Here is a 26858-nt window from a genome sequence, read left to right as displayed (position 1 = left end):
GCCGCGCGCGAGCATGCAAAAGCCGCACAATGCGGCGATGGACGCCCAGACCTCTTTCACCCTCTACGCACAGCGCCGCGCCCGCCTGGCCGCGCAGCTGACCCCCGGTGGCATCGCCATCGTGCCCACCGCGCCCGAACAGCAGCGCAACCGCGACAGCGATTTCCTGTTCCGGCACGACAGCTACTTCTACTACCTGACCGGCTTCACCGAGCCCAACGCCTGGCTGGTGCTGACCGCCGAGGGCGAGTCCACGCTGTTCTGCAACCCCAAGGACCCCGAGCGCGAGATCTGGGACGGCATCCGCCTGGGCCCGGCCGCCGCGCCCGACGCGCTCGGCGTGCAGGCGGCCTTCCCGACGACCGAACTGGACCAGCGCCTGCCGAAACTGCTGGAGAACCGCAGCGTGGTCTGGTACCCGTTCGCCACCCACAAGGGGCTGGACAGCCGCATCAACGGCTGGCTGGAGCCGGTGCGGGCCCGCGTGCGCTACGGTGCGTTGTGCCCCGAGCAGCAGCGCGACCTGTGTGGCCCGCTGGACGAGATGCGCCTGTTCAAAGATGCGCACGAGGCGGCCGTGATGCGCCGCGCGGCGCAGATCAGCGCGCGCGCCCACATCCGCGCCATGCAGCGCAGCGCCGCCATGCTGCGCGCCGGGCAGGATGTGCGCGAGTACCACCTGGACGCCGAGCTGCTGCACGAATTCCGCCAGCACGGCTCGCAGTACCCGGCCTACGGCAGCATCGTCGCCGCCGGCGCCAACGCCTGCGTGCTGCACTACCGCGCCGACGCCGCGCCCATTTGCAGCGGCGAGCTGGTGCTGATCGACGCCGGCTGCGAGCTCGACGGCTACGCCAGCGACATCTCCCGCACCTTCCCGGCCAACGGCACCTTCACCGGCCCGCAGCGCACGCTCTACGACCTGGTGCTGGCCTCGCAAGACGCGGCGGTGGCCGCCACGAAACCCGGCAACCGCTTCACCGATCCGCACGAGGCCACCGTGGCCGTGCTGGCGCAGGGGCTGCTGGACGTCGGCCTGCTCGACAGGAACAAGGTCGGCGGCGCGCAGGACGTGATCGCCAGCCGCGCCTACTTCCCGTTCTACATGCACCGCACCGGCCACTGGCTGGGCATGGACGTGCACGACTGCGGCAGCTATGTGGAGCCGAGCGAGGTGGGCACGGTGAACGAGCGCAAGGACCCGCTCTCGGGGGAGGTGATCAAGGACCGGCCCAGCCGCATCCTGCGCCCGGGCATGGCGCTGACCATCGAGCCCGGCCTGTACGTGCGCCCGGGCGAGGGTGTGCCCGAGGCGTTCTGGAACATCGGCATCCGCATCGAGGACGACGCCATCGTCACCGAGGCCGGCTGCGAACTCATCACCCGCGACGTGCCGGTGAAGGCCGACGAGATCGAAGCGCTGATGCGCGGCTGAACGTGCGCGTCGTCAGTGTCCAGACCGGCGCCGCACGACCGCTGTTGGTGGGCGGGCGGCGCGTGCTCTCGGCGATCGGCAAGACCCCGGTCGGCGGCCCGGTGGCGGTCGGACCGCTGGGTCTGGACGGCGACGAGCAGGCCGACCTTTCGGTGCACGGCGGCCTGGACAAGGCGGTCTACGCCTACCCGGTCGAGCACCTGCCCCGCTGGCAGGCCTGGCGGCGCGAGCGTGGCGTCTCGATGTTCGACGAGCGCCTGCCGTTCGGCTTCGTGGGCGAGAACCTGAGCGTCGAAGGCCTGCACGAACACGGGGTGTGGATCGGCGACGAATGGGCGGTCGGTGACCTGGTGCTGCGGGTGACGGCGCCGCGCGAACCCTGCGCAAAGTTCAACGCCGTCACCGGTCTGCGCGACGCCGGGCGCCTGATGGTGGACGCCTGCTGTTGCGGCTGGTACCTGGCGGTGGTGCGCCCAGGTTCGGTGCAGGCCGGACAGGACATCGTGGTGAAGCCCGGCCGGCGCGGCATGACCGTGGCGCAGGCCTTTCTCGCCAAACGGGCCAAGCACATGCGTTGAGGCCGGACAAAGCCGCCGGGCGGCGCATGCGGTACAACCGCCGCATGAACACCCCGCCCCGCATCCTCTGCCTGACCATGAACCCCTCGGTCGACCTCGCGACCGAGACCGAACACGTCGTGCCCACGCACAAGCTGCGCTGCGGCGACACGCTGCACGACGCGGGCGGCGGCGGCGTCAACGTGGCGCGCGTGCTCACGCGCCTGGGCGGGCGCTGCACCTCGCTGTGCCCGACCGGCGGCTCGCCGGGCCAGTGGCTGGAGAAACGCATGCGCGACGAGGGGCTGGACAGCGTGTTCCTGCCGATCGCCGACGAAACCCGCGTGAGCTTCACTGTGCACGAACACAGCACGGGCGCCGAGTTCCGCTTCGTCATGCCCGGCCCGCACCTGAGCGAGGCCGAGTGGACCGCTTGCCTGCAGCACCTCGAAGGCCAGGCCGAGTTCCCCGACATGGTGGTGGCCAGCGGCAGCCTGCCGCCGGGCGTGCCGGTCGATTTCTACGCCCGCGTCGCCCGTCTGTGCCGTCAGCGCGGAGCGAAGCTGGTGCTCGACGCGTCCGGCCCGGCGCTGGCGGCGGCCTTGGCCGAGGGCGTGTTCCTGTTCAAGCCCAACCTCAAGGAACTGGCCGAACTCAGCGGGCAGACGCTGGAGACACCGGAGCAGTGGCAGGCCGCGGCGCGCCAGCTGGTGCAGGACGGCAAGACCGAGATCGTGGCACTGACTCTGGGGCACCTGGGCGCATTGCTGGTCACGCGCGAGGCGATGTGGTCCGCGCCGCCGCTGGACATGCCGGTGGCCAGCGCGGTGGGCGCGGGCGACAGCTTCGTGGCCGGCCTGGTCTGGGCTTGGCAGCACGGCATGCCGATGGACCAGGCCTTCGCCTGGGGCGTGGCCGCCGGCTCGGCCGCGCTGCTGACCGCCGGCACAGGGCTGGCGCGGCCCGAGGACGTGCGCCGGCTGTTCGCCAAGGTCCAGGTCCGCCCCGTGGTCTGAGGCGGCGGCAGGCCCCGGGCGAACCACCGGCAGATCGTTCATCTTGAAACAGTTACTGATAATGGTTATCATTTAGCACCAGCCAGCCATTGGTGCGCCTGTTTGCGCGCGCGCTCAAGAGCCAGCCAACACCCCCGTCGCTCCGACGGATCCGCTGTCTCTTGATCCATGACTCTCCACTCTTCTGCACCGGCGGCGCTCCGCCCGCTCGCCCTGGCCGCCCGCATTGCGCTCGCCGGTTCGGTCCTGTTCGGACCGGCACCCTCCGTACTGGCCCAGACCGCGGCCACCGACACGGCCCCCGCCCTCGACACGGTGGTGGTGCGCGCGAGCGCCATCGCCGCCCCCACCGAACAGTCGCCCGCCTTCGGTGCGTCGGTGTCCACCTCGGCCACCGGCCTGGACCTGCGCCTGCGCGAGACGCCGCAGTCCATCAGCGTCACCTCGCAGGCCCAGATGCAGGCCTTCGGCCTCAACGAAGTGCGCACCCTGCTGTCCGGCGTCACCGGCGTGCAGGTCGAGAAGGTCGAGACCGACCGCACCTACTTCTCCGCCCGGGGCTTTGACATCACCAACTTCCAGGAAGACGGCATCGGCCTGCCCTTCGCCTCCGGCCTGCTCAACGGCGACATGGACACCGCCATCTACGACCGTGTGGAAGTGCTGCGCGGCGCCAACGGCCTGCTCTCGTCCACCGGCAACCCCTCGGCCACGGTCAACTTCGTGCGCAAGCGCCCGACCGCGCAGCTGCAGGCCAGCGCCGGCCTGACCCTGGGCTCGTGGAACCTGCGGCGCGTCGACGCCGATGTGGCCGGCCCGCTGAACGCCAGCGGCAGCCTGCGCGGCCGCCTGATCGTGGCCGACGAGGACAAGGACTCCTACCTCGACCGCTACCACGCGCGCAAGCAGGTGGCCTCGGGTGTGATCGAGGCCGACCTGGGCCCGTCGACCGTGCTGACCCTGGGCCACGCGCAACAGAACAACCGGCCCCAGGGCCTGATGTGGGGTGCGCTGCCGCTGTACTACAGCGACGGCTCGGCCATCGACTACGACAGCTCGGCCAGTTCGGCGCCCGCCTGGGCCCGCTGGGACACCGACGACGGCCGCAGCTTCGCCGAGCTGCTGCACGACCTGGGCAGCGGCTGGAGCGCCAAGGTCACGCTCAGCCAGCGCCGCATCCAGTCGGACACGGCCATGCTCTACATCTACGGCACGCCCGACCGGGCGACCGGCTCCGGGCTGTTCAGCTGGCCCTCGACCTACGACCACCAGGAACGCCAGACCCTCGCGGACGTGCAGGTCCGGGGTCCGTTCGAACTCGGCGGCCGCCGGCACGAGGCCGTGTTCGGCGCCTCGGCCGGCCGCAACAAGGTCGACATGGCTTCCAGCTACGACGACCTGGGCCAGGCGCTCACCCTCCAGCAGGTGCTGGACGGTAGCTTCGCGATGCCCGACTTCGACCAGGGCGTCTCGGCCTTCGGCCATCGCATCGACAAGCGCCGCGCGGTCTACAGCGCCGGCAAGTTCAGCCTCTCAGACAGCCTCAAGCTGATCGCCGGCCTGAACGCCACCCGCGCCAGCAGCGCGGGCGTGCAGTACGGCGTCGACCACAACTACCGCGCCAGCAAGGCCCTGCCCTTTGCCGGCCTGGTCTACGACGTCCATCCAAACGTCTCGGTCTACGGCAGCGCCGCCAGCATCTTCAATCCGCAGATCGAACTGGACGCCCGCGGCGCCGTGCTCGACCCGGTCGAGGGCCGCACCGGCGAACTGGGCCTGAAGTTCGAGTCGACCGACAAGCGACTGAACGCCAGCCTCGCCGTCTTCAGAACGAAACAGGACAACACCGCCGAATACGCCGGTTTTGCCAACGGCATCTCCTACTACCGCGGGGTCGACGCCACCGCCCGTGGCTTCGAGGCCGAGATCGCCGGCACCGTGGCCCCGGGCTGGCAGCTGAGCGCCGGCTATGCCCAGAACCGCATCAAGGGCGAGGACGGGCAGAACGTGCGCACCTTCGTGCCGCGCCAGACCCTGCGCCTGTCGACCACGGTGGCCATCGACGCCGTGCCCGGCCTGGAGCTCGGCGCCAGCCTGAAGTGGCAGAGCGCGATCTCGCGCGACCAGGGTGGCGGCATCACCTCCACGCAGGACGCCTACGCCCTGCTGGACCTGATGGCGCGCTACCGCTTCAGCAAGCACTGGAGCCTGACCGCCAACCTGCGCAACGCCACCGACGAGAAGCATCTCAACAGCCTGCTGTGGGACCAGAACTACTACGGCGACCCGCGCAGCCTCTCGGTCTCGTTGAACTGGACGTACTGAGTCCGGGCGCGCACCGCCCCTTGCATCTTTTCACCCATCCCCACCCACGACCTTATGAAGTCCCATCCCAAGCACCACCCCCTGGCCATCGCATCGGCGCTGCTCGCCAGCGGCCTCATCGCCGGCCTGCCCGCACATGCCCAGACCGCCGAGACCGGCACCAGCGCCCCCGGCGCGCAGGCGCCCGAACTTTCCACGGTGGTGATCAAGGCCAAGCGCGAAAACCGGGTCTCCAAGGGCGCGACCAACCTGCCCATGGAGGTCAAGGACACCCCGCAATCGATCAGCACCCTGGACAAGGAGACGCTGCGCGACTTCGGCGCCACCGACAGCAACGACGCCCTGCGCTTCGGCACCGGCCTCACCGTGGACGAATGGGAGACCAACCGCACCTCCTACAGCTCGCGTGGCTTTGACATCATGCTCACGCAGATCGACGGCCTGGGCATGACCAACGCGTGGGGCATCGCCGAAAGCCAGCTGGACACCTACCTGTTCGAGAAGATCGAACTGATCCGCGGCGCCAACGGCCTGCTGACGGGCGTCGGCAACGCCTCGGGCACCATCAATTACGTGCGCAAGCGGCCCACCGGCAAGGACGGCGGCGAGGCGCAGTTCACCCTGGGCTCCTACGGCCAGAAGCGTGTGGCCCTGGACTACAACAAGGTGCTGTCCAAGGACGGCCAGTGGGCCGGCCGGCTGGTGGTGGCGCAGGAGGACAAGGACTCGCACCTGCGCGCGCTGCACAACCAGCGCACCGCCGTCTCGGGCATCGTCGAGGGCCAGGTCGGCGACAACGGCATCCTGGCCCTGGGTCTGACCTACCAGGACTCGAAACAGCGCTCGCCCATGTGGGGCTCGCTCACCCTGCCCTACGCCGACGGCTCCCTGGCCGAGTTCGACGTGTCGGCCTCGACAGCGCAGGACTGGACCCGCTGGAACAACCGCACGCAGAGCGCCTTCGTGGAATACACGCATGCGCTGTCGGCCGACTGGGAAGCCAAGCTCACCCTCAACCACGCGGAAGGCGACGACAGCGCGAAGCTGTTCTACGCCTACACCTTCACCGGTTACCTCAACGACGACAACACCGGCCTTTACGGCTGGCCCTACCGCAGCGAAGGCCGCTCCAGCAGCAACATCGTGGACGCCAGCCTCAGCGGCCGCTTCCACGCCTTCGGCCGCCAGCACGACGCCCTGTTCGGCCTGAGCCATTCGAAGCAGAAGAGCCTCACCGAGGCCTACGCGGGCGCCACCTTCCCGGTCCTGCCGGCCTTCCCGTATGCGGGCGACGTCTATGCCGAACCGGCCTGGGGCGCCAAGTCCGTGACGGCCGACGGCGACCAGGCCATCACCCGCCTGTACGCCGCCAGCCGGCTGCAGCTGACCGACCAGCTCAAGGGCATCGTCGGCGTCAACGCGATCACGCTCAAGCGCGACGGCACCGCCATCTACGGCGGCGGCACCAACCTCGACAACGAAACCACCAAAAAGACCAGCCCCTACGTCGGCCTGACCTACGACCTGACGCCGGACGCGCTGGCCTACGCCTCGTATTCCGACATCTTCCAGGCCCAGGACCAGCGCGACGTCAACGGCGCTTTCCTCCAGCCCATGAAGGGCGTCAACACCGAAGTCGGTGTCAAGGCCGAATGGCTCGGCCGCAAGCTGCTGACCACGTTCGCGCTGTTCAGCGCCGAACAGCGCGGGCTGGCCACCGAAGCCGGCTTCGACCCGGTGGCCCAGCGGTCCTACTACGAGCCCAGGAACGTGAAGACCCGCGGCTTCGAGATCGAGGCCAGCGGCCGCGTCGGCACCGACACCCGGCTCACAGCCGGCTTCACCTCGATGAAGCTGACAGGTCCGGACGGCAACGACATCTACGAGTGGGTGCCCCGCCGCACGCTCAAGCTGCTCGCCGACACGCGCGTGGCCGCGCTGCCCCAACTGCGCGTCGGCGCGGGCCTGCGCTGGCAGTCGGACATCACCAAGGTCGCCGGTGCCCAGCAGGACGCCTACACCCTGGTCGACGCCTTCGTCGCCTACGAGCTGACCGACAAGGCCACGCTGCGCCTGAACGTCAAGAACCTGGCGGACAAGAAGTACATCCGCTCGGTGACCTACGGCGCCATCTACGGGGCCCCGCGCACCGCGGCCCTCACGCTGGAATACAAGCTGTGAACGCCCGGACCCGGTCGCTGCGCTGGCCGGAGGTCACCGCCCGCGTGACCGCCGGCGTCTTCGGCGCCTACGCCTTCACCTGGGGCTTCGCGGCGGCCGGCGTGGCCGCGCTGGTGGGCCTGGGCGTGGACTACCACGACGCCGAGATGGGCGTGCTCATGCTCGCCTTCCTGGTGTTCCTGGGCCTGTTCCTCTGGAGCTTCGCGGCCGCCCGCATTGCCCGCGTCTGGGCCGTGCTGGCCGGCGGCGCGGCCCTGCTGTTCACCGCCGCCTGGGCCATCCAGCGCGCGATCCTGTCCTGAAAGGAAACCCCATGTTCCAGAACTTCCGGCAGTCCATGACCTGGCTGCACACCTGGTTCGGCCTGGTGATCGGCTTCGTGCTGATCGTGGTGTTCTTCTTCGGCTCGCTATCGGTGTTCGACCGCGAGATCGACCGCTGGGCGATTCCCCAGACGCGCTTCGACCCGCAGCCCATGCCCTCGTTCGACCAGGTGCTGCTGCCGGCGTTCGGGAAGATCGAGCCCGACGAAGCCGACTACGCGGCCAACATGGCCACGCTGCACGACCCGGCGCGAGGCCCAATGACGCCGCGCACCGAACTGCCGGCCGACGAGTACTGGGCTTACACCACGCACCGCGACCCGGTGCTGCGCATGGGCATCGGCTTCAAGGTGCCGCTGGCCAAGGACCCGGACGGCCACAACCACATCCACGGCGAGACCACCATCGACCCGCGCAGTGGCGCCGTGGTGCGCGCCGACCAGCTCAAGATCGGCAGCGACTGGTTCTATCCCATGCACTACAGCCTGAACTGGCAGTGGAAGAACCTGGGCATCTTTCTCGTCGGCCTGGCGGCGCTGGTGATGCTGGCTGCCCTGGTCTCGGGCGTGGTGATCCACCGCAAGATCTTCCGCGAGTTCTTCACCTTCCGGCCGAAGAAGCACACCCAGCGCAGCGCGCTGGACCTGCACAACATGAGCGGCGTGGTCGCGCTGCCCTTCCACTTCTTCTTCGCTTTCACCGGCCTGGTGATCTTTGCGGCCTTCTACTTCCTGCCGGTCTCGCAGTTCCAGCTCAAGGGCCTGCACGACCGCCACGAGGTGATGGAGGCGCAGGAAACCGGGTTGCCACACCACGCCGCCGGCGTGCCCGCCCCGCTGGCCTCGGTGGACGCGATGGTGGCCGAGGCCAAGCGCCGCTGGGCCGCGCGCGACATGGCGGGCGAGGTGGGCTTTCTCACGGTGCACCATGTGGGCGACGCCAACAGCTACGTCAGCGTCTACCGTGCCGGCAGCGACCGCGTGGCCCTGGTGGGCGAGGGCATCCACTTCAAGGGCAGCACCGGCGAGCTGCTCCGCGAAGACCCGCCGCGCAGCGCCGTGTCCGACATCAACGAGTTCCTCACCGGCCTGCACCTGCAGCACTTCGAACACTGGTTCCTGCGCTGGCTGTATGTGCTGGGCGGCCTGCTGGGCTGCGTCTGCATCGCCACCGGCTTTGTCTTCTTTGTCGAGAAGCGCAAGCAGCAACACGCCAAAACAGGCGGGCAGGGCAGCCGCATCGTCGACGCGCTGGCCGTGGCCACGGTCACCGGCATGGTGATCGCCGCCACCGGCATGCTGGTGGCCAACCGCCTGCTGCCGCCCGACCTGGCCGGCAAGGGCGACTGGGAAAAGACCGCCTTCTTCGGCCTGTGGGCACTGGCCCTGGCGCACGCGCTGGTGCGCAGCGCCCCGGTGGCGCAGGCGCGCATGAACCCGGCCTGGCGCGAGCAGTGCTGGGCCATCGTGGCGCTCAGTGTGGCCGCCGTGGCGCTCAACGCCATCACCACCGGCGACCACCTCGTCAAGACCGTGTTCACCGACACCTACTGGGCCGTGGCCGGGGTGGACCTGAGCCTGCTGGCCAGCGCGGCCCTCGCCGGCTGGGCTGCGCGCCAACTCGCCCGGCGCGAGCAGGCGGTACCCCTTGCGCGGCCGGGCCACGCCGCCAGCAACGATGCGGTGGCGGAGGTGGCCCATGTCTGAGACGTTCTGGCTGCTGCTGGCCGCGGTGCTGGCGTTCAGCGGCATGGCTTGGCTCGCGCTGGCGATGGAGGTGCACTGGGGCCAGGTGATGCACCGGCATGCCGACGATGCCCAGGGCCCGCGCCGGCGGCTGCGCGCCTTGGGCGCGGCCGCCTTGCTGTTCTCATTGCTGGCCTGCGGGGCGGCCGACCGGCCGTCGATGGCGGTGCTGGTGTGGACCATGCTGCTGGCCGGCAGCGCGCTGGGCGTGGCCATGGTGCTCAGCCGCCGGCCCCGGTGGCTGGCACCCTGGGCACTCGGCGGGCGCGCCATCCGGCCCGCATGAATTTCGCCGACACCCCACAGACCCTGCGCGAGGCGGGCTTACGCCCCACCCTCGGGCGCACCACGGTGCTGAACCTGATGGCGCAGGCGGGCGGCGTGCCACAGTGCTGCGAGGACCTGTACCGCAGCGCGATGCAGGCCGGGCACGCCCTGAACGTCAGCAGCATCGCGCACGCACTGGCCGATCTGGAGCGGGCGGGCTTCATCGAGCGCTTCACGTCGAAGGAAGAGCGCCGCCTCTACTACCGACTGCCGGCGCGGGCCACGGCCGACCCCAGCCTGCCGGTGGTCCTGGAGCACCACGGCCACAGAACCCCGCTGGACGATCCCCTGGTCGCGCTGCGCCTGGCCCGCTGGCTGGCGGACCAGGGCGAGGTTCTCGGGGAGCTCGACTTGCTGGTGGTGAGGATCGAACGAGGCCCGCTCGCGGCCCCGGACGGGACCGGTCACTGACGTGATCGAACGCTTTCACGGCGAACTGCTGAACTTCCTCACCCGGAGGGTGGGCAACCGCGACCTCGCGGCCGACCTGACGCAGGAGAGCTTTGCGCGCGTCTATTCGGTCGCCGGCGCCCGCCCGGTGATGGAGCCACGCGCGCTGCTCTACACCACGGCGCGCAACCTGCTGACCGACCACCACCGACGAAGCACCGTGCGTGGTACGGCGGCGTTTGGCCCAGTGGACCCCGAATGCGATGAGCACGCCGGCCCCGACACCCACCAGCCCGAGGTCATCCTCGACGGCCGCCAGCGCCTGCAGCGGCTCGAACAGACCCTGGCCGCCCTGCCGCCGCGGGCGCGCGAAGCCTTTGTCCTCGCCAAGATCGATGGCCTGAGTCGCGTCGAGGTGGCGCAGGCCATGGGGGTGAGCGTGAGGACGGTGGAGTCGCACCTGGAGGTCGCCATGCGCGCCTGCGCGCAGGCTCTGCCGGGCCGCGCCTCGTCGCGCCGGCATGCCATCACGTCCATGCTGGCCGTGGGCAGCCTGGCCTGTCTCGGCGGCTGGGCCGGCTGGGCCCACTGGCGGGCGCAGCCCCTGTACCAGCAGGCGTTCAGCACCCGGCGCGGCCAGCAGCAGCGGCTGACCCTGCCGGACGGCAGCCATCTGCGGCTGGACACCGCCACGCAGATCGAGGTGGCCTTCCACCGCGGTCACCGCAACGTCAGGCTGCTGCAGGGCCAGGCCTTCTTCGAGGTTGCGCCCGACAGCGCACGGCCTTTCCATGTGCGCGCCGATGCGGTGCAGGTGACCGTGGTGGGCACGCGATTCTCGGTGCGGCTCACGCCCGAGGTGCCCGGGCGCGCCGGGGTGGAGGTGGCGGTCGAACACGGACGTGTGCGCGTGGCTGCTGGTGATGGCGTGGCGGCAGCGTGGCAGCCGCTGCTGCTGGAGGCCGAGCAGCGGGCGGTCTTTGACACTGCCGGCCGGCTGCGGTCGGTGAAGCGGCTGCCGCCCGGGGGCGCGGCGCCCTGGCGCGAACGCCTGCTGAGCGTGGACAACCGGCCGCTGGCGCAGGCGCTGGCCGAGTTGGAGCGCCATGCACCCCAGGGCATCGCGTCGATCGACCCCGCGGTGGCCGGCCTGCGGTTGAGCGGCACCTTCGACCCGCACGACGCCACGAGCACCCGCCGCCTGCTGACGGCGGCGCTGCCGCTGCGGCTGGTTCCCGGGCCCACCGGCGTGCACCTGGAGCCGGCGCAACGACCGCCGGCACCGGCCCCGCAAAAAAAGTAGGAAGTCCACTCCGGCAACACCGGGGCTGGTGCGTCTACCGGAACGACCGCCTGTCTCAATCCGTCGTTGGAGTTCCCATGCACCGCTTCACCCCCCGGCCCGCCCCGCTGGCCCTCGCCCTTTCCCTGGTCTTCGCCTCCGGCGCCCTGTGGGCGCAGGGCAGCGCCAGTCTGGCGCCCGATGCCGCGCCCATCGCCATCCACCTGCCCGCCCAGCCGCTGGGAGAGGCGCTCAACGCCTGGGCGCGCCAGACCGGCGCGCAGCTGGCCGTGCAGCAATCGCTGGTGGCGGGCAAGACGGCACCCGCTGTCGCCGGCCCGCTCACTGCCCGCCAGGCACTGGACCGCCTGCTCGCCGACAGCGGCCTGACCGCCACGGTGGAGGGCACGGCGGTCAGCATCCAGCCTGCTGCGCCCAAGGCCCCGACCTCCGACGCGGCCTTGCCCGAGGTGAGGGTCACCGCCAAGGCGCTCGGTCCGGCCTCCCCGCTGGGCTACCTGTCGCAGCACAGCAGCACCGGCGCGCTGGGCGACAAGAAGCTGCTGGACACCCCGTTTTCCGTCGCCACGGTGGACAGCGACGACATCGCCGAACGCGGCGCCAAGTCGATCGGCCAGATCTTCGCGAAGGACGCCGCCGTCTCCACTCCGACCAACTCCTTCGCGACCGACTGGTGGGGCACACAGATCCGAGGCCTGCCGGTGCGCAACACCTACATCGACGGCATCCCGATGCTGCTGTACTGGGGTGGCGACTTCCCGACCGAAATCACCGAGAGCGTCACCGCCCTCAAGGGCCTGACCGGCTTCACGTACGGCTTCGGTGAGCCGGGCGGCGCTCTGAGCTACCTGCTCAAGCGCCCCAAGGCCGACAACGAAACCCTGGTGCAGCTGGGCTACCGCAACCCCAGCCTCGCCTCGGTGCACCTGGACACCAGCCGGCGGCTCTCCGAAGACACCGGGCTGAGGGCCAACGCCGCCACCGAACACGGCACCGCCTACAACGCTGCCAGGATCGACCGCACGGTCGCGTCCCTCGCGCTCGACCAGGCCCTGAGCGGCTCGGTCCAGTGGCGCAACACCGTGGCCTACGAAGACAGCCGCAACCAGGCCGAGCCCATCCAGCTGTACCTCGAAGCCTATGACCACGTGGGCAGCGACGGGCAGCTGCCCACGGTCACCTACGACTACGACCAGCTCAACGTCGACAACGCGTACTACCAGACCAAGACACTGCTGGCGTCCACCGGCATCGACTGGAGGATCGACGACCAGTGGACGCTGAAGACCCAGCTGGGCTTCTCGCGAAAGAACCACCGGTCCAACAAGGCCTTTGCCAACCTGCTCAACCGCGCGGGCGACTACACCGGCTCGATGTACAACTTCGCCGGCCAGCTGAACAATGTGTTTTCACAGGCGGTGCTGCAGGGCACGGTGCAGGCGGCAGGCATGAAGCACGAGCTGGTGGCCGGGGCCGGCCTGCAAGCCAGCCGCGACCGCTGGGCCAGCGAGTTCTACTGGTCGAACGACTTCGACGGCAACCTCTACCGCGAGCAGACCTTCCGGTCCACCCGCACACCCGACTTCGCGCTGCTGCCGGTGAGTTCAGACACCCGCCAAACCTACGCCTTTGCGAGCGACACGCTGCATTTCAACGAGCGCTGGCAGGCCATTGCCGGGCTGCGGTTCACGCGCTACCGCATCAAGGACCTCGACGGCGACCCGACCGTTGACTCTGCCTACCGGATCAGCAACGCCAGCCCCACCCTGGCCCTGATCCACAAACCCGACGCCCACACCAGCCTCTATGGCAGCTATGTGGAAGGGCTGGAGCCCGGCACCCGTGTCAGCCCGCCCTACGCCAACGCCGGCGAGCTGCTCAAGGCCACGGTGTCCAAGCAATACGAGATCGGCGCCAAACATGAGCACGGTGGCGTCGACTACGCCGTGGCGCTGTTCCGCGTCGAGCGCGCCAACCAGATCGACGCGCTGCGGGGCGGCGAACGCCACCTGACACAGGACGGCCGGCTGGTCTACCAAGGCATGGAACTCAGCGGCGCCTACCCGCTGGGCAAGACCCTGAGCGTCGGGCTCTCGGCGGTTTATCTGGACGCGACCATCGACAAGGTCTCGATCGACAACGCCGCCCTCCAGGGCAACGCCCCCTCGTTCGCGCCCCGTTGGCAGGTGGCGGCCAATGTCCAGCACCTGGTGCCGGGCGTGCGAGGCCTGAAGCTGCATGGCACCGTCCGTTACGCGGGCGCCTCGTTCACCACCGACGCCAACACCCTGCAGATCCCGTCCCGCACGGTGGTCAACGCCGGGTTCAGCTACGACTTCGCGGTCCGCGGACAGGCGCTCACCCTGCTGGGCAACGTCTACAACCTGTTCAACAAAAAGTACTGGGCCGGTGGCGGCTGGTCGGCCGGCAACGTGGGTGAGGCACGCAACGTGTCGCTGAGCCTGCAGGCCCGGTTCTGAAAGCTTGATCTGGATCAAATCCGCTCGACAGTCAGGATCGCCGGCGAACACATCTAAAATAGAATCGTTCTCATTTGCCATCAACAGGAGCAACCACCGATGAAACTGCACACCGTCGCCGCCGCCGTGCTGGCCCTGGCGTCCCTGACCGCCGCCTCGCTGCCCGCCCACTCCCAGACCACCGCTCCTGCGGCCGCGGCGGCCGCTGCTGTCGACCACAAGGCCGTGGCCGCGCACTACGCCACCCTGGTGCACGCCAGCTACGCCGACACCCTGGCTGCTGCCAAGGATCTGCAGGCCGCCATCGCCGAGTTCACCAAGGCCCCCTCGGCCGAGGGTCTGAACAAGGCCCGCAAGGCCTGGCTGGACGCCCGCGAGTTCTACGGCCAGACCGAGGCCTTCCGCTTCTACGGCGGCCCGATCGACGACGACAAGGGCCCCGAGGGCCAGATCAACGCCTGGCCGCTGGACGAGGCCTATGTGGACTACGTGACCGGCAAGCCGAAGGCCGGCATGGTCAACAACGCCAAGTTCAAGATCACCAAGGCCGCGCTGGCCAAGGCCAACGAGCGCGGCGGCGAGGAGAACATCAGCGCCGGCTGGCACGCCATCGAGTTCCTGCTCTGGGGCCAGGACCAGAGCGAAACCGGCCCGGGCAACCGCTCCTTCGAGGACTACGTGGCGGGCAAGGGCGCCAATGCCGAGCGCCGCGCGCAGTACCTGACCGTGGCCACCGAGCTGCTGGTGGACGACCTGACGGCCGTGACCCAGGCCTGGGAGCCGAACGCCAAAAACTACCGCGCCAAGTTCGAGAAGGGCGGCAAGGAGTCTGTGCGCAAGATCATCGTCGGCCTGGGCTCGCTCTCGCGCGGTGAACTCTCGGGCGAACGCATGGAGGTGGCCCTGAACTCGCAGGACCAGGAAGACGAACACTCCTGCTTCTCCGACAACACGCACCGCGATGTGGTCACCAACGCCAAGGGCATCCAGAACGTGTGGACCGGCGAGTTCAAGCGCCGTGACGGCAGCGTGCTCAAGGGCCCCGGCGTGCGCGACCTGGTGGCCGTGAAGAACCCGGCCCTGGCCGAGAAGACCACGGCGCAGATCGCCGACTCGGTGAAGGGCGCCGAAGCGATTCCCGCACCGTTCGACCGCGCCATCGTCAAGGGCTCGGCCGGCCGCCCGGCCATCGAGAAGACCATCGCCAGCCTGGTGTCGCAGTCCAAGCTGCTGGTGGAGTCTGCGTCGGCCGTCGGCATCGCCAAGCTGACACTCGTGGAGCCCTGATCCTTCATGAACCTCCTTCCCACAGCCAAGCGCTTCGCGCCAGCCATGGGGGCCGCCGCCATCGGTGCGGCGGCCTGGGTCCTCGTCGGGCCCGCCGCCGCCGACGCCGACCCGGACCCGCTGGGCGAATTCACCGGCGGTGCCGCCACCGTGCACACGACGGGCAAGAATTCGTTTTCGTTCCCCCTGGCCACCCTGGACGATGCCGAGCGCACGCGCTTTGCCATCGGCAACTCCTTCTTCAAGCGCAACTGGGTCGAAGCCCCCGCCTCCACCACCGCGCGCGACGGCCTGGGTCCGCACTTCATCGCGCGCTCCTGCGCCGGTTGCCATGTGATGGACGGCCGCGGCGCGCCGCCCGACTGGAAAAAGACGCTCGGCCCCGAGCCCGACAACACGGTCGCGCTGCTGTTCCGCCTCTCGGTACCTGGCACGCCCGCGCCGCACGACGGCGTGGTGCCCGAGCCCACCTACGGCGACCAGTTCAACAACGCCGGCATCCAGGGCGTGAAGGCCGAGGGCACGGTGCGCATCCACAGCACGCCGGTGCACGGCCGTTTTGCCGACGGCACGCGCTACACGCTGCACCAACCCGTCTACCGCTTCACCGGGCTCGGCTACGGCCCGATGGCGAAAGAGGTGATGGTCAGCCCACGCATCGCGCCGCACATGGCAGGCCTGGGCCTGCTCGAAGCCATTCCCGAAACCGAGATCCTCGCCAACGCCCGCACGCAGGCCGCAGCGCCAGGCCCCGTCAAGGGCCAGCCCAACCGCGTCTGGGACGCCTTTGCGCAGAAAGAGGTCATCGGCCGCTTCGGCTGGAAGGCCAACACCGGCAGCCTGGCGCACCAGAGCGCGGGCGCCTTCCTGGGCGACATGGGCATCACCAGCAGCGTCAACTGGCGCGAAGCCTGCACACCCGCGCAGAAGGACTGTCTGGCCGCTCCGCACGGCGGTGGCAAGCGCACCGGCCACGACGGGCTCATGCCCTCGTCGCAGGCCAGCGCCCAGGTGCCCGAGATCGACGACAAGACCCTGGACGACGTGGTGTTCTACGCCGCCACCCTGGCCCCCGCCGCGCGCCGCAAGGCCGACGACCCGCAGGTGCTGCGCGGCCAGGCGCTGTTCGCCCAGGCCCAGTGCGCCACCTGCCACCGCCCGAGCTACGTCACTGGCGAGCCGCTGTTCCCGCGCCTGACCAGCCCCAAGGTGGCCGGCCAGCGCATATGGCCCTACACCGACCTGCTGCTGCACGACATGGGCGAAGGCCTGGCCGATGGCCGGCCCGACTTCCTGGCCAATGGCCGGCAGTGGAAGACGCCGCCGCTGTGGGGCGTGGGCCTGTTCCGGGACGTGAACGGCCACCAGCGCCTGCTGCACGACGGTCGCGCCAACGGCGTGCTCGAAGCCGTGCTGTGGCATGGCGGCGAGGCGCAGCGCTCGAAAGAACAGGTGCTGAAGTTCACGAAGCAGGACCGCGACGCGCTGGTCGCGTTCGTCAACTCACTATGAGCACACACCCCCTGCGCCGCTTCGCGGCTTCCCCCTCTCTCGCCTTCGGCGGGAGGGGGACCACACCAGCGGCCCGGCCAAGCCGGTTCCGCGGTGTGTGCTGGATGCTCGCCACCTTGGCTGGCATGTGCGTGCTGGTTGGGGGCGCGCAAGCGCAGACCGGTGGCGCGCTCGCCTTCCCCTACTACAGCGGCGAGCACGCGCTGCAGGGCCTGTACGCACAGCACCTGCCGCCGCTGGCGCGCGACTTTGAAGCGCAGGCCAAGGCCCTGAGCACCGCCGCGCGCCAGCACTGTGCCGGACCCGCCGCCACGGCGGCGCTGAAGGACGCGTGGCGCCGGGCCCTGCTGTCGTGGCAGACGCTGTCCAGCCCCGCGCTGGGGCCGGTGATCGAGCGCCGCTCGCAGCGGCAGATCGACTTCTGGCCCGCACGGCCCGCACTGCTGGCCAAGGCGCTGGAGCGCGCGCCGCAGACGCTGGCCGACATGGAATCCGTCGGCACGCCGGCCAAGGGCTTTCCGGCCATGGAACAGCTGCTGGCCGCCCCGTCCTCGCCCACCCAGTGTCCCTACCTGGTGTTGCTGGCCGACGGCATCTCCGCGGAAGCGGTGGCGCTGCGCGCGGGTTTCGACCAGCTTGCCGCGCGCGACTGGACCGGCGACGAGGACGCCGCCCGCAGCGCCTTCGCCGAATGGATCAACCAGTGGCTCGGTGGCCTGGAGCGGCTGCGCTGGGCCCACATCGAGCAGCCGGTGCAAAAGGCCCGCACGGCCGGCAAAGGCCATGCGCCCGAGTTCGCCCGCACGGCCTCTGCCGACAACGCCGCGGAGTGGCGCGCGCAGTGGCAGGCGCTGCGGGCTCAGGCGCGCCTGACCGCTGCGCAGCGCGCGCAGCCACCACAACCGGGCCAGGGTCTGGTGCCCATCGAGGCGCTGCTGATGGGCAAGGGACACATCGCCCTGGCGCAGCGCTGGGCGCAAGCGCTGGACCGCGCCGACGCCGCCATCGCCGCGCTGCCCGCGAAGGCGGGCGAGAAGGAGCTGATGGCGCTGTCGAAAACGCTCAAGGGCGTGACCACGCTGTTCCAGACGGAGGTGGCGGCGGCCCTGGACGTGCCGCTCGGGTTCTCCGATGCCGACGGAGATTGATCCCCCCCGCGCCGCGGGAAGGGGCTCCCCCCGCGCCGCCTGCGGCGTCACCCCCCTAGGGGGGCCACACCTGCGGCCCGGCGGAGCCGGTTCCGCGGTGTTTCTCGAAGGGGGCATTTCGCGCCGGGCGCTGTGTCTGCTGGGCGTGGGTGCGGTGCTCATGCCTGTTGCCCGCGCGGCGGGTTCCAACGCCACCCTGCTCGCCGCCTGGCAACAGCAGGACGAGCAGCGCATCGGTCTGCTGTCCGTTGGCGACACGTCGTGGTCGGTGCAGCGCTCGCTGGTGGTGCCGACGCGGGCGCATGGCCTGTGGGCCGAAGACGGCGGTTCGGTGCTGGCGGTGGCGCGGCGGCCGGGTGACTGGCTGTTGCGCTGGCACCCGGCCAGCGGCCGCACGCAGTGGCACTGGATCGGCGGGGACCGGCGCTTCAACGGCCATGTGGTCACCGCGCCCGGGGGCGCCTCGCTCTGGACCACCGAGACCGACCTGGACACCGCGATGGGCCGCATCGGGGTGCGCGACGCTGCGTCGCTGGAGAAGACCGGCGAGTGGGCCACGCACGGCATGGACCCGCACCAGCTGCTGGCGCTGCCGCAGGCGGTGGGCGAACTGCCCGCCGGCACGCTGATGGTGGCCAACGGCGGCATCCCCACGCTGCCCGAAACCGGGCGCAGCAAGCGCGCGCTCGGCCGCATGGACGCGTCCCTGGTGGCGCTGCACCCCGGCAGCGGCGAGCTGCTGGGCCAGTGGCGCCTGGACGACCCGTTCCTGAGCCTGCGCCACCTGGCCTTCGACCCGGTCTCGGGCACGCTGGGCATCGCGCTGCAGGCCGAGCACCCGCAGGCCACCGACAAGGCCGGCGCCCCGGTGCTCGCAGTGTGGGACGGCCGCACGCTGCGCGCGGCCGAAGGCCAGCCGCCGGTGGCCGGCTACGGCGGCGACATCTGCGCCTGGCCCAGCGGCGGCTTCGCGGTCAGCTGCCCGCGCACCCACCAGCTGGCGCTGTTCGACGCGCGCGCTGTCTGGCGCAGCGCCCTGCCGCACCGCGAGGCCTGCGCGCTGACCAGCCGCGACGGCCACTGGTGGCTGGGCGGCGCCACTGGCGTGCTCGGCGACCAGGGCGAAGCCCGCGCCACGTCCACGCCGCTGCAGCTCGACAACCACTGGGTGCCGCTGGCCTGAGGGGCGTGAGCCCAGCTGCCCGAGGAGGGTTGCGGCCCACCGCAAGTGGTGGAGCCGGTGGGCGCCAGCGTGTGGGAACATCCGGCCTCGTCGTTCACAACAACCGTTTTCAGGGAAGCCGCCATGACACAGAAGATCGATCCCGCCAAGCTCAAGGCCGCCGCCGAGCGGCTTGAATGGGTGTGCCAGCAGTATCCGCACGAGGAGCGGGTGCAGGGCCTGCTGGAGAGCATGCGCTCGTTGATAGAGGACGCCAAGGCAGGCAGGGTCCACGCACCCATCTCTGATCGGCACGACATACCAGGCAGATGGGCTGTCTCCGGCGAGGGCCTTTACCGAGACTACAAAGATCCAGACGTTGAGGGCGCCTATGTGGCGTTCGCGATAGAAATGGAAGGGGGACTGTCTCAGGACGACCAGGACATCAACGCCATCATTGAGAACATCAGGAAAGGCACTCTGTCATGAGTGAGCCGGATCTGACGCCTGACGAACTCAAGCGGATCTACGACGAAAAGACCATCAGGGAAGCGCTGACCTTCAAGCCCCAGGGCGTCAGCGAAGAGGAGGCCAAAAGGTACCTGAAGAGTCCTGATGGAATCAAGTATCTGACCAGGCTCAACGAGGCCGCACCCGACGCTTCCATAGACAAGCTCCGCGAGCGCGCCATCGAACAGATCACCTCCGGCCGCGAACTCCCCCGCATGGAGATGCTCGACGAGCCCCTGGTCAAGATCGTCCCCAAAGGCCAGACGCCATCTCCCTTCTCCCCGTTCTGGGCCAAGGAAGCCGACCTCGATGCCGCCATCCAGGAGGGCCGGAACCTCTCCCACCACTTCGCCCTGCCGGTCACCAGCGAATCGCCCCGGTACGACGTCTACCGCATCACCCCGAAGGCGCCCACCGAGGTGTTCGTCAACACGGTGGCACCCACCAGCGAGCTGGACGGCCAGGTCAGCAAACCCGGCGGCGCGCGCCAGTACCTGACACCCAACCGCCAGCTTTACGAACCGCACGAATTCGTCAGGACCGTCGACAACCGCCTGCACCTTCCGGTCAAAGGGCATGGCATTCGTCCTGCCGTCAAAACCGCCGGCGTGCTCGGCACGGCCTACGGCGCATATGACGCCAAGAACCAGGTCGACGCAGCCATAGCCACCGCGCGCTCCAACCGCGAGCAGTGGGTGCGCGGCGGCGAGGAGACCGCCAACCAGGCCGTCAAGACCGTGGTCACCGGTGGTGCCGCCACGGTGGGCGCCATTCCCGGCGCGGCCGCCGGCGCGCTCACCGGCCCGGTCACCGGGCCGGTCGGGCCGGTGGTCGGTGGTGTGGCCACCGGGGGCGCTGCGGCCTATGGCGCCGAGAAGCTGTACGAGGACTCTCGTCTGCAGCAGTGGAGCAAAACCCTCGGTCGCGAAGTGGGTCAGCTCGGCTACGACCACGTCTCGAAGGAAGGCCGCCTGCTGCGCCAGGTCAATGGGCTGAAAGAGGAACTGCAGCACTCCACCGAACCAGCCGAGCGCGCGCGCCTGCAGACCCGGCTGGATGCGGCCAGCGCCGCCTTCGGCAAAGAGGCCGAGCGCAACGGGCGCTACTTCGAGGGTCGGGCGTGCATCGACAAGGGCTGGGAGCAGATGCACGCGCGCTTTCCCAAGGTGGACAAGGACGATGTGAACGAGGCCCTGGCCCGCCACATCGACGCCGGCAAGCAGCCCCGTGATGCGGTGCGTGGTGCCTACAGCGACGCGGTGCACGGGAAGTACCCGCGCGCCCTGCCCCACGAACCGCTGGAGAACTACCGCGCGCTGAGCAACGAGCAACTGGCGCAGAAGCACCGGCAGTACGTGGGCGAGGTGGCGCAGGGCCGCCGCACGGTGGAGGCGCTGCAATCGAACACGGACTCGCACAACAACGTCGACCAGGGCTGGCCCAAAGCACTGGCGCAGCAGCGCCAGGCCGGGCGCGTGCAGCAGGGGGCCAACGAGCTGTGGCGCGACATCGGCCACCTGGGCGCGATCCGCGAGGTGTACAAGGAGCGCGGCCTGCCGCCGCCCGAGCTGCCGGCCGAACTGAAGCCCAGGGCCGCTCAAACCGAGCGGATAGCGATGGTGCAAGAGGGCGCGCCCGTGAGCGAGTTCAGCGTGCGCGAGGCGCAGTCGCGCAGCAGCGAGCAGCATTTGGCGCAGGCGCACCAGGCGGCCCATGCCCAGACGCAGGACACCGCCAGGATCGCCGAGGCGCCCGAACGCGCGATGGCCTGAGGCGCAACAGCAGAGCGTGGGGGCTACCCCTCCTCTCCGGTCAGCCGCGCCGGGTCGAGCAGCCGCTCCAGTTCCTCGCGCGGCAGGCCGGTGCGCTCAGCCGCCACATCGACGATGGGCCGACCCTCACGATAGGCCTGCTTGGCGATCTCGGCGGCCTGGGCGTAGCCGATCACCGGGTTGAGGGCGGTCACCAGCATGGGGTTGCGCGCCAGCGCCTGCTGCAGCCGCGCCTCGTTGACCTTGAAGCCGGCGATGGCCTTGTCGGCCAGCAGGGGCATCACGTTCGCGAGCAGCCCGATGCTCTCCAGCAGGTTGCGCGCGATCACCGGCAGCATCACGTTGAGCTCGAAGTTGCCCGACTGCCCCGCGACGGTGAGCGTGGCGTCGTTGCCGATCACCTGCGCCGCCACCATCGCCGTGGCTTCGGGGATCACCGGGTTGACCTTGCCGGGCATGATGGACGAGCCCGGCTGCAGGCTTTCCAGCTCGATCTCGCCCAGCCCGGCCAGCGGCCCAGAGTTCATCCAGCGCAGGTCGTTGGCGATCTTCATCAGCGCGACCGCCAGCGTCTTGAGCGCCCCCGAGGTGGCCACCGCCGTGTCCTGCGCGCCCATCAGCGCAAAGCGGTTGGCGGCCGGTGCGAACGGCAGGCCGGTGGCGCGCGCGAGCCCGGCGCAGCACAGCGGGGCGAAGCGCGGGTCGGCGTTGACGCCGGTGCCCACCGCCGTGCCACCCAGCGCCAGCTGCAGCAGCGCCGTGCCCGCGGCGCGCAGGGGCCCGGCCGCGGCCTCCAGCTGCGCCGCCCAGCCCCCCAGCGCCTGGCCCAGGCGCACCGGCGTCGCGTCCATGAGGTGCGTGCGCCCGGTCTTGACGTGGGCGTGGGTCTGTGCGGCCTTGGCCTGCGTGACCTTCACCAGGTGTTCGAGCGCCGGCAGCAGCCGCTGGTGCAGGGCCAGCGCCGCCGCCACGTGGATGGCGCTGGGCACCATGTCGTTGCTGCTCTGGCTGGCGTTCACCTGGTCGTTGGGGTGCACCGGCGCGCCGAGTTGGCGGCTGGCCAGCGTCGCGATCACCTCGTTGGCGTTCATGTGGCTGCTGGTGCCCGAGCCGGTCTGGAAGACATCCACCGGGAAGTGCGGCATCAGCGCCGCGTCGTCCTGGGCCAGCAGCGTGGCGCAGGCCTGCACGATGGCACCGGCCTCGCCGGCCGGCAGGGCCTGGAGTTCGCCGTTCGCCTGCGCGGCCGCGGCTTTGAGCTGCAGCAGTGCGCGCACGAAGCCCGCGGGCATGGGCTGGCCGCTGACCGGGAAGTTGAGCACGGCGCGCTGGGTCTGCGCGCCGTAGAGCGCCTGGGCGGGCACGCGCACCGCGCCCATGGAATCGTGTTCGGTGCGCCAGTCGCCGCCTTGCGGCGCAGGGCCGGGCGGGTGGGGTGGGTTCATGGGGATCCCTTCGGACGGCCGCAGGGCCGGGGTCTCATCGTGCGCCCGTCCGCCGGGCACCGCCCCGACGCCCCCCGATGCGACCACTGCGGGCAGGGTCAAGCGCGGCTCAGGGCACGGGCGCGCGGGGCGGTGTGACGGCCACGGCCTCGCCTTCCAGGCGGTCGCAGGCCTGCCCGGTGCGGCGGCACTGGCCGTCCGGCTCCAGCCAGGGGTGGGCATGGCCGCTGCAGCCGGTCTGGCAGATCACGGCCTGCGCCTCGCGCAGCCCGGCGTCCGCGCGGGAAGGGTTGGCCCGGGGGCCGGGCACGGGGCGGGCCTGCAGCACCGTCGGCCGCAGATCCCAGGCCACCGCCGTGCGCATGCGCACCAGCTCGCAGCGCAGGCGCAGGTTCTCCGCCTCCAGCGCCGCCTGCCGGCGCGCCCCGGCCTGCAGCTGTTCGGTGACGCGCTGCTGCAGCCGGCCCAGCCGCCCCACCAGCGCCCCATGTTCCAGCGCCAGGTCCTGCGCCACCGAGCGCACGCGCCCCTGCACCACCACCAGCCTGTTGTTCATGCCACGTCCTCCCTGTCCTTGAGTGGTTCACCCTCCGGCGCCAGCAGCAGCTGCACGCGGCCGTCGTCGTCCGCCACCGGACGCGCCCGCACGCGCCAGATCCGCTGCAGCAGCGCGGGCGTGAGGGTCTGCGCCGGCGTGCCGCCGGCCTGCAGCCGGCCGCCGTCCAGCACCCAGACGCGGTCGGCGTAACGCAGCGCCAGATTGGGGTCGTGCAGCACCGCCAGCACGCCCCCCCCCTGTTCGCGCGCCCAGCGGCGCACCGTCGCCATGGTCCCGTGCTGGTGGCGCAGATCGAGGGCCGCGGTGGGCTCGTCCAGCAGCAGCCAGCGCGGGCGGCCGTCGGGCAGCGGGTGCCAGATCTGGGCCAGCACGCGCGCCAGTTGCGCCCGCGCGCGCTCGCCGCCGCTGAGGCTGTTGAGCGCACGCTCGGCCAGGTGGCCCACATCGGTGAGCGCCATGGCCGCGCGCACGATGCCGGCCTCGTCGCGCGAGGGCTCCCCGCGGTGCGGGTAGCGGCCGAGTTCGACCACATCCCGCACACGGAAGTCGAAGGCCACGCCGCTGTCCTGGGGCAGCACCGCGCGCTCCAGCGCCAGCCGCCCGGCCGGCACCTCGCACAGCGCCCGCCCACCCAGCGCGACCCGGCCCTGCTCGGGCCGGCGCAGGCCGGCCAGCACCGACAGCAGCGTGGACTTGCCGGCCCCGTTTGGGCCCAGCACGGCCGCCACCTCGCCGGGGCACAGCCGCAGGTCCACGCCCGAGAGCAGCCACCGCGCCCCGGCCCGCACGCTCAGGCCCTGCGCGACCAGATCGTGCGCGCCGGGCAGGGCGTTCACAGGCGCCTCCCGGGTGCACCGCGCAGCAGCAACAGGAAGAAAGGCACCCCCACCAGCGCGGTGAGCACGCCCAACGGCAGTTCGGCCGGAGCGGCCACGGTGCGGGCCACCGCGTCGGCCGCCAGCACCAGACTGGCGCCCAGCAGGGCCGAGCCGGGCAGCACCCAGCGGTGGTCCGGGCCGGCGGCCAGGCGCACCATGTGCGGCGCCACCAGGCCGATGAAACCGATGATGCCGGTGGTGGCCGTGACCACGCCGACCGCCAGCGCGGTGACCACGATCACGCGGCGCTGGACGCGCTCCACCGGCACGCCCAGCAACACCGCCTGCGCCTCGCCCAGCGCCAGCGCGTTGAGCGTGCGCGCCAGCGGCAGCCCCAGAGCCAGCGCCAGCAGCGACAGCGCGGCCACCAGCTGCACCGCGCTCCAGCGCGCGCCGCCCAGGCTGCCCAGCAGCCAGAACTGCAGGCTGCGCAACTGCTCGTCGCTGGCCAGGAAGCTCAGCAGGCCCAGGCCGGCGCCGGCCAGCGCATTGACCGCGATGCCGGCCAGCAGCATCAGCCCCACGCGCGCGCCGCCCTCGCCACGCGAGAGCAGCCAGACCAGCGCGGTCACGCCCAGCCCGCCGCCAAAGGCGGTGAGCACCAGGGTCCAGCTGCCCAGGGCACGCGGCAGGTCGGGGAACCAGGCGGCGCCCAGCACGATGGCGACGCCCGCGGCCAGCGCGGCGCCGCTGCTCACGCCGATCAGGCCGGGGTCGGCCAGCGGGTTGCGGAACAGGCCCTGCATCAGCGCCCCGGCCATGCCCAGCGCGGCGCCCGCGCACAGGCCCAGCAGCAGGCGCGGCAGGCGGATGTTGAAGAACACCAGGTCGGCGCCGTCGCTCATGGCGTCCCCGGCGCCGGTGAGCGCGCGGGCGATCACGCCCGGCAACTCGTACAGCGGCAACCCGTAGGCGCCACGGCCGGCGGCCCAGAGCAGGGTGAAGAGCAACAGCAGCGCCAGCGCGGCCAGCAGCGCCGGGCCGGTGAGGCGGCGCGGCAGGGCGCCGTCGCGCACCGGCGCCCGCAGGGCGGCGGCCCCGCTCACCCGCCGTCCTCCGGCAGGTCACCGTCGAGCAGGTCGAAGCGGGCCAGCTGCGCCGGGTCGTGCGCGCAGACGCCCCAGTCGACGCAGTGGATGCGGTTGCCGTGCAGGTCGCGCAGTTCGAACTCGCGCGCGCCCCAGGGCCGCAGCATGGGCCCGCCCACCGACAGCCGGGCCAGCGGGTCCATGCCGGCGGCCTTCAGCGCCGCCCGCAGGCTGGTGTACAGGGTCTCGATGCGGTGCACCACGACGCTCTGCTGTGCGGGCGCGAAGCGCGCCGCCGGCAGGTCGGACGCCCGCAGCCGCTCGAAGCGCCCGGGCGGTGCGGCGCAGGCCCACAGCTGCAGCTGCAGCGGCCCGTGGCGCAGCAGGGCGAGCGCGCCCGGCACGTGTTGCAGGCACTCGAAGCCCAGGCGGCCGGTGTAGTCGGCCAGGGCGCGGGCCAGGTCGGGGGTGCGCAGCACCGCGCTCATGACATCACCACTTGCTGGTGCAGCTTCTCGACCACCTCCGGCAGCCTTGGACCGAAGCCCAGCAGCTCCAGCGCATCCAGGTGCAGCAGCGAGCGCCCGCCTCCGCGCTGCCGGTAGGCCGGCGTGAGCGCCAGTTCGGGCCGCTGCCAGAACTTCTCGGCCCCGCCCACGGCCTCCAGCCCCTGGGTGGTCATGAGGATCAGGTCCGGCGCCGCCAGGGCCATGGCCTCGGCGGTCATCGGCCGGTAGCCCTTGAAGCCGCCCAGCGCATTGGTGGCCCCCATGAAGCGGATCACCGCATCGGCCGCCGTGGCCTCGCCCGAAACCAGCGGGCTGCCCGTGTGCGAGAGCACGAACAGCACGCGTGGCGGGCGGGCCTGGCGGCCCCTGCGCACCCGGGCCTGCACCGCGGCCCAGCGGGCGTCCAGCCGCTCCTGCAGCGCCCGCGCCTCGGCCCCGCGCCCGGAAGCACGGCCCACGGCCGCCACCTTGCGCCGCACCTCGTCCCAGCGGTGGTCCGACTCGACCAGTTCGACCTTCACGCCCGCGCTGCGGATCTGGTCCAGCACCACCGGCGGGCCGGCGTCGGTGCCGGCGACCAGCGCATCGGGGCGCAGGGCCAGCAGGCCCTCGGCCGAGAGCTGGCGCATGTAGCCGACCTTGGGCGTGTGCTGGGCGGCCTCAGGGTGCAGGCTGGTGGTGTCGGTGCCCACCAGCAGCTCCTGCGCGCCCAGCGCATAGACCACCTCGGTGATGCCGCCACCGACCGTGACCAGGCGCGGCCGGCGCTCAGCGCCCGGCGTCCGGGGCCCGGCAACAGGGGCAGTCTGGCTCCACGAAGGCCTGCCAGCGGCGAGCAGCGCCGAGCCAGCCAGGCACACGAGCGCCCGCCGCCTGGGCGCGCTGGCGGACCAGTCGTTCGCGGGCGGTGACGCGGGAAGGCAGGGGTGTGACAGCGGTGAATCCATGGGTGTGGTGTCGGGGTGG

23 protein-coding genes are annotated in these 26858 nt (G+C 71.1%); 17 read left to right on the top strand and 6 right to left on the bottom strand.

Annotated elements, in window-relative coordinates; translation table 11 throughout:
• Positions 1-37: 37 nt before the first annotated feature.
• The 17 genes from RCO38_RS21630 (at position 38) to RCO38_RS21550 (ending at position 21473) form a co-directional block, all read left to right on the top strand.
• The gene (locus RCO38_RS21630; protein ID WP_308330516.1) at positions 38-1435 is read left to right on the top strand and encodes an aminopeptidase P N-terminal domain-containing protein; all 1398 of its coding nucleotides are present in this window, start codon (positions 38-40) and stop codon (positions 1433-1435) included.
• A gap of 2 nt (positions 1436-1437) precedes the next feature.
• A complete protein-coding gene (locus RCO38_RS21625; RefSeq protein WP_308330515.1) occupies positions 1438-2013 on the top strand; it encodes an MOSC domain-containing protein in 576 nt (191 codons plus the stop codon).
• Between the two features lie 44 nt (positions 2014-2057).
• Positions 2058-3008 (top strand): 1-phosphofructokinase family hexose kinase, encoded by a 951-nt coding sequence (locus RCO38_RS21620; RefSeq protein WP_308330514.1) that lies wholly within the window; start codon positions 2058-2060, stop codon positions 3006-3008.
• A 168-nt stretch (positions 3009-3176) separates the two neighbouring features.
• On the top strand, positions 3177-5333 hold the full coding sequence (locus RCO38_RS21615; RefSeq protein ID WP_308330513.1) for a TonB-dependent siderophore receptor: 2157 nt from the start codon (positions 3177-3179) through the stop codon (positions 5331-5333).
• A 54-nt stretch (positions 5334-5387) separates the two neighbouring features.
• Positions 5388-7514, top strand: coding sequence for a TonB-dependent siderophore receptor (locus RCO38_RS21610; RefSeq protein ID WP_308330512.1), 2127 nt, complete (start codon positions 5388-5390; stop codon positions 7512-7514).
• Complete coding sequence (locus RCO38_RS21605; protein ID WP_308330511.1) at positions 7511-7816, top strand: iron uptake protein; 306 nt, start codon at positions 7511-7513, stop codon at positions 7814-7816. The genes RCO38_RS21610 and RCO38_RS21605 overlap by 4 nt, the downstream gene beginning before the upstream one ends.
• Before the next feature lie 11 nt (positions 7817-7827).
• On the top strand, positions 7828-9543 hold the full coding sequence (locus RCO38_RS21600) for a PepSY-associated TM helix domain-containing protein (protein WP_308330510.1): 1716 nt from the start codon (positions 7828-7830) through the stop codon (positions 9541-9543).
• Entirely contained in the window at positions 9536-9868 is a 333-nt protein-coding gene (locus RCO38_RS21595; RefSeq protein WP_308330509.1) for a DUF3325 domain-containing protein, read from the top strand. Before RCO38_RS21600 ends, RCO38_RS21595 begins: the two co-directional genes overlap by 8 nt.
• Positions 9865-10320, top strand: coding sequence for a hypothetical protein (locus RCO38_RS21590; RefSeq protein WP_308330508.1), 456 nt, complete (start codon positions 9865-9867; stop codon positions 10318-10320). Before RCO38_RS21595 ends, RCO38_RS21590 begins: the two co-directional genes overlap by 4 nt.
• A 1-nt stretch (position 10321) precedes the next feature.
• Entirely contained in the window at positions 10322-11602 is a 1281-nt protein-coding gene (locus tag RCO38_RS21585; RefSeq protein WP_308330507.1) for a sigma-70 family RNA polymerase sigma factor, read from the top strand.
• 77 nt (positions 11603-11679) lie between these two features.
• Complete coding sequence (locus RCO38_RS21580) at positions 11680-14082, top strand: TonB-dependent siderophore receptor (protein ID WP_308330506.1); 2403 nt, start codon at positions 11680-11682, stop codon at positions 14080-14082.
• A 99-nt stretch (positions 14083-14181) separates the two neighbouring features.
• Positions 14182-15369: an imelysin family protein gene (locus tag RCO38_RS21575; RefSeq protein ID WP_308330505.1), complete on the top strand. Its 1188-nt coding sequence runs from the start codon at positions 14182-14184 to the stop codon at positions 15367-15369.
• Between the two features lie 6 nt (positions 15370-15375).
• Positions 15376-16881: a di-heme oxidoreductase family protein gene (locus RCO38_RS21570; protein ID WP_308330504.1), complete on the top strand. Its 1506-nt coding sequence runs from the start codon at positions 15376-15378 to the stop codon at positions 16879-16881.
• Between the two features lie 104 nt (positions 16882-16985).
• Positions 16986-18029 carry an imelysin family protein gene (locus RCO38_RS21565; protein ID WP_308330503.1) on the top strand — a complete coding sequence of 348 codons (1044 nt, stop codon included), beginning with the start codon at positions 16986-16988 and terminating at the stop codon, positions 18027-18029.
• Positions 18030-18126: 97 nt separating this feature from the next.
• Positions 18127-19212, top strand: a complete 1086-nt coding sequence (locus tag RCO38_RS21560; protein ID WP_308330502.1) for a DUF1513 domain-containing protein — start codon at positions 18127-18129, stop codon at positions 19210-19212.
• A gap of 123 nt (positions 19213-19335) precedes the next feature.
• On the top strand, positions 19336-19680 hold the full coding sequence (locus RCO38_RS21555; protein WP_308330501.1) for a hypothetical protein: 345 nt from the start codon (positions 19336-19338) through the stop codon (positions 19678-19680).
• A complete protein-coding gene (locus tag RCO38_RS21550; protein WP_308330500.1) occupies positions 19677-21473 on the top strand; it encodes a hypothetical protein in 1797 nt (598 codons plus the stop codon). Before RCO38_RS21555 ends, RCO38_RS21550 begins: the two co-directional genes overlap by 4 nt.
• 23 nt (positions 21474-21496) lie before the next feature.
• Here the strand turns inward: RCO38_RS21550 and RCO38_RS21545 are convergent, their stop codons facing one another.
• From RCO38_RS21545 to RCO38_RS21520, 6 genes are all read right to left on the bottom strand, one after another.
• Positions 21497-22918, bottom strand: a complete 1422-nt coding sequence (locus RCO38_RS21545) for a class II fumarate hydratase (protein ID WP_308330499.1) — start codon at positions 22916-22918, stop codon at positions 21497-21499.
• Positions 22919-23027: 109 nt separating this feature from the next.
• Entirely contained in the window at positions 23028-23474 is a 447-nt protein-coding gene (locus tag RCO38_RS21540; protein ID WP_308330498.1) for a hypothetical protein, read from the bottom strand.
• Entirely contained in the window at positions 23471-24313 is an 843-nt protein-coding gene (locus tag RCO38_RS21535) for a heme ABC transporter ATP-binding protein (RefSeq protein ID WP_308330497.1), read from the bottom strand. Before RCO38_RS21535 ends, RCO38_RS21540 begins: the two co-directional genes overlap by 4 nt.
• Positions 24310-25401, bottom strand: a complete 1092-nt coding sequence (locus tag RCO38_RS21530; RefSeq protein WP_374694573.1) for a FecCD family ABC transporter permease — start codon at positions 25399-25401, stop codon at positions 24310-24312. Before RCO38_RS21530 ends, RCO38_RS21535 begins: the two co-directional genes overlap by 4 nt.
• A complete protein-coding gene (locus tag RCO38_RS21525; RefSeq protein WP_308330496.1) occupies positions 25398-25871 on the bottom strand; it encodes a hypothetical protein in 474 nt (157 codons plus the stop codon). The genes RCO38_RS21530 and RCO38_RS21525 overlap by 4 nt, the downstream gene beginning before the upstream one ends.
• Positions 25868-26839, bottom strand: coding sequence for a heme/hemin ABC transporter substrate-binding protein (locus RCO38_RS21520; protein ID WP_308330495.1), 972 nt, complete (start codon positions 26837-26839; stop codon positions 25868-25870). Before RCO38_RS21520 ends, RCO38_RS21525 begins: the two co-directional genes overlap by 4 nt.
• Between the last annotated feature and the right edge of the window lie 19 nt (positions 26840-26858).

It is taken from the genome of Hydrogenophaga pseudoflava, assembly GCF_031020795.1.
GTDB classification, from domain to species: Bacteria; Pseudomonadota; Gammaproteobacteria; order Burkholderiales; family Burkholderiaceae_C; genus Hydrogenophaga; species Hydrogenophaga pseudoflava_A.
This window is presented reverse-complemented; position numbering and strand designations above follow the sequence as displayed.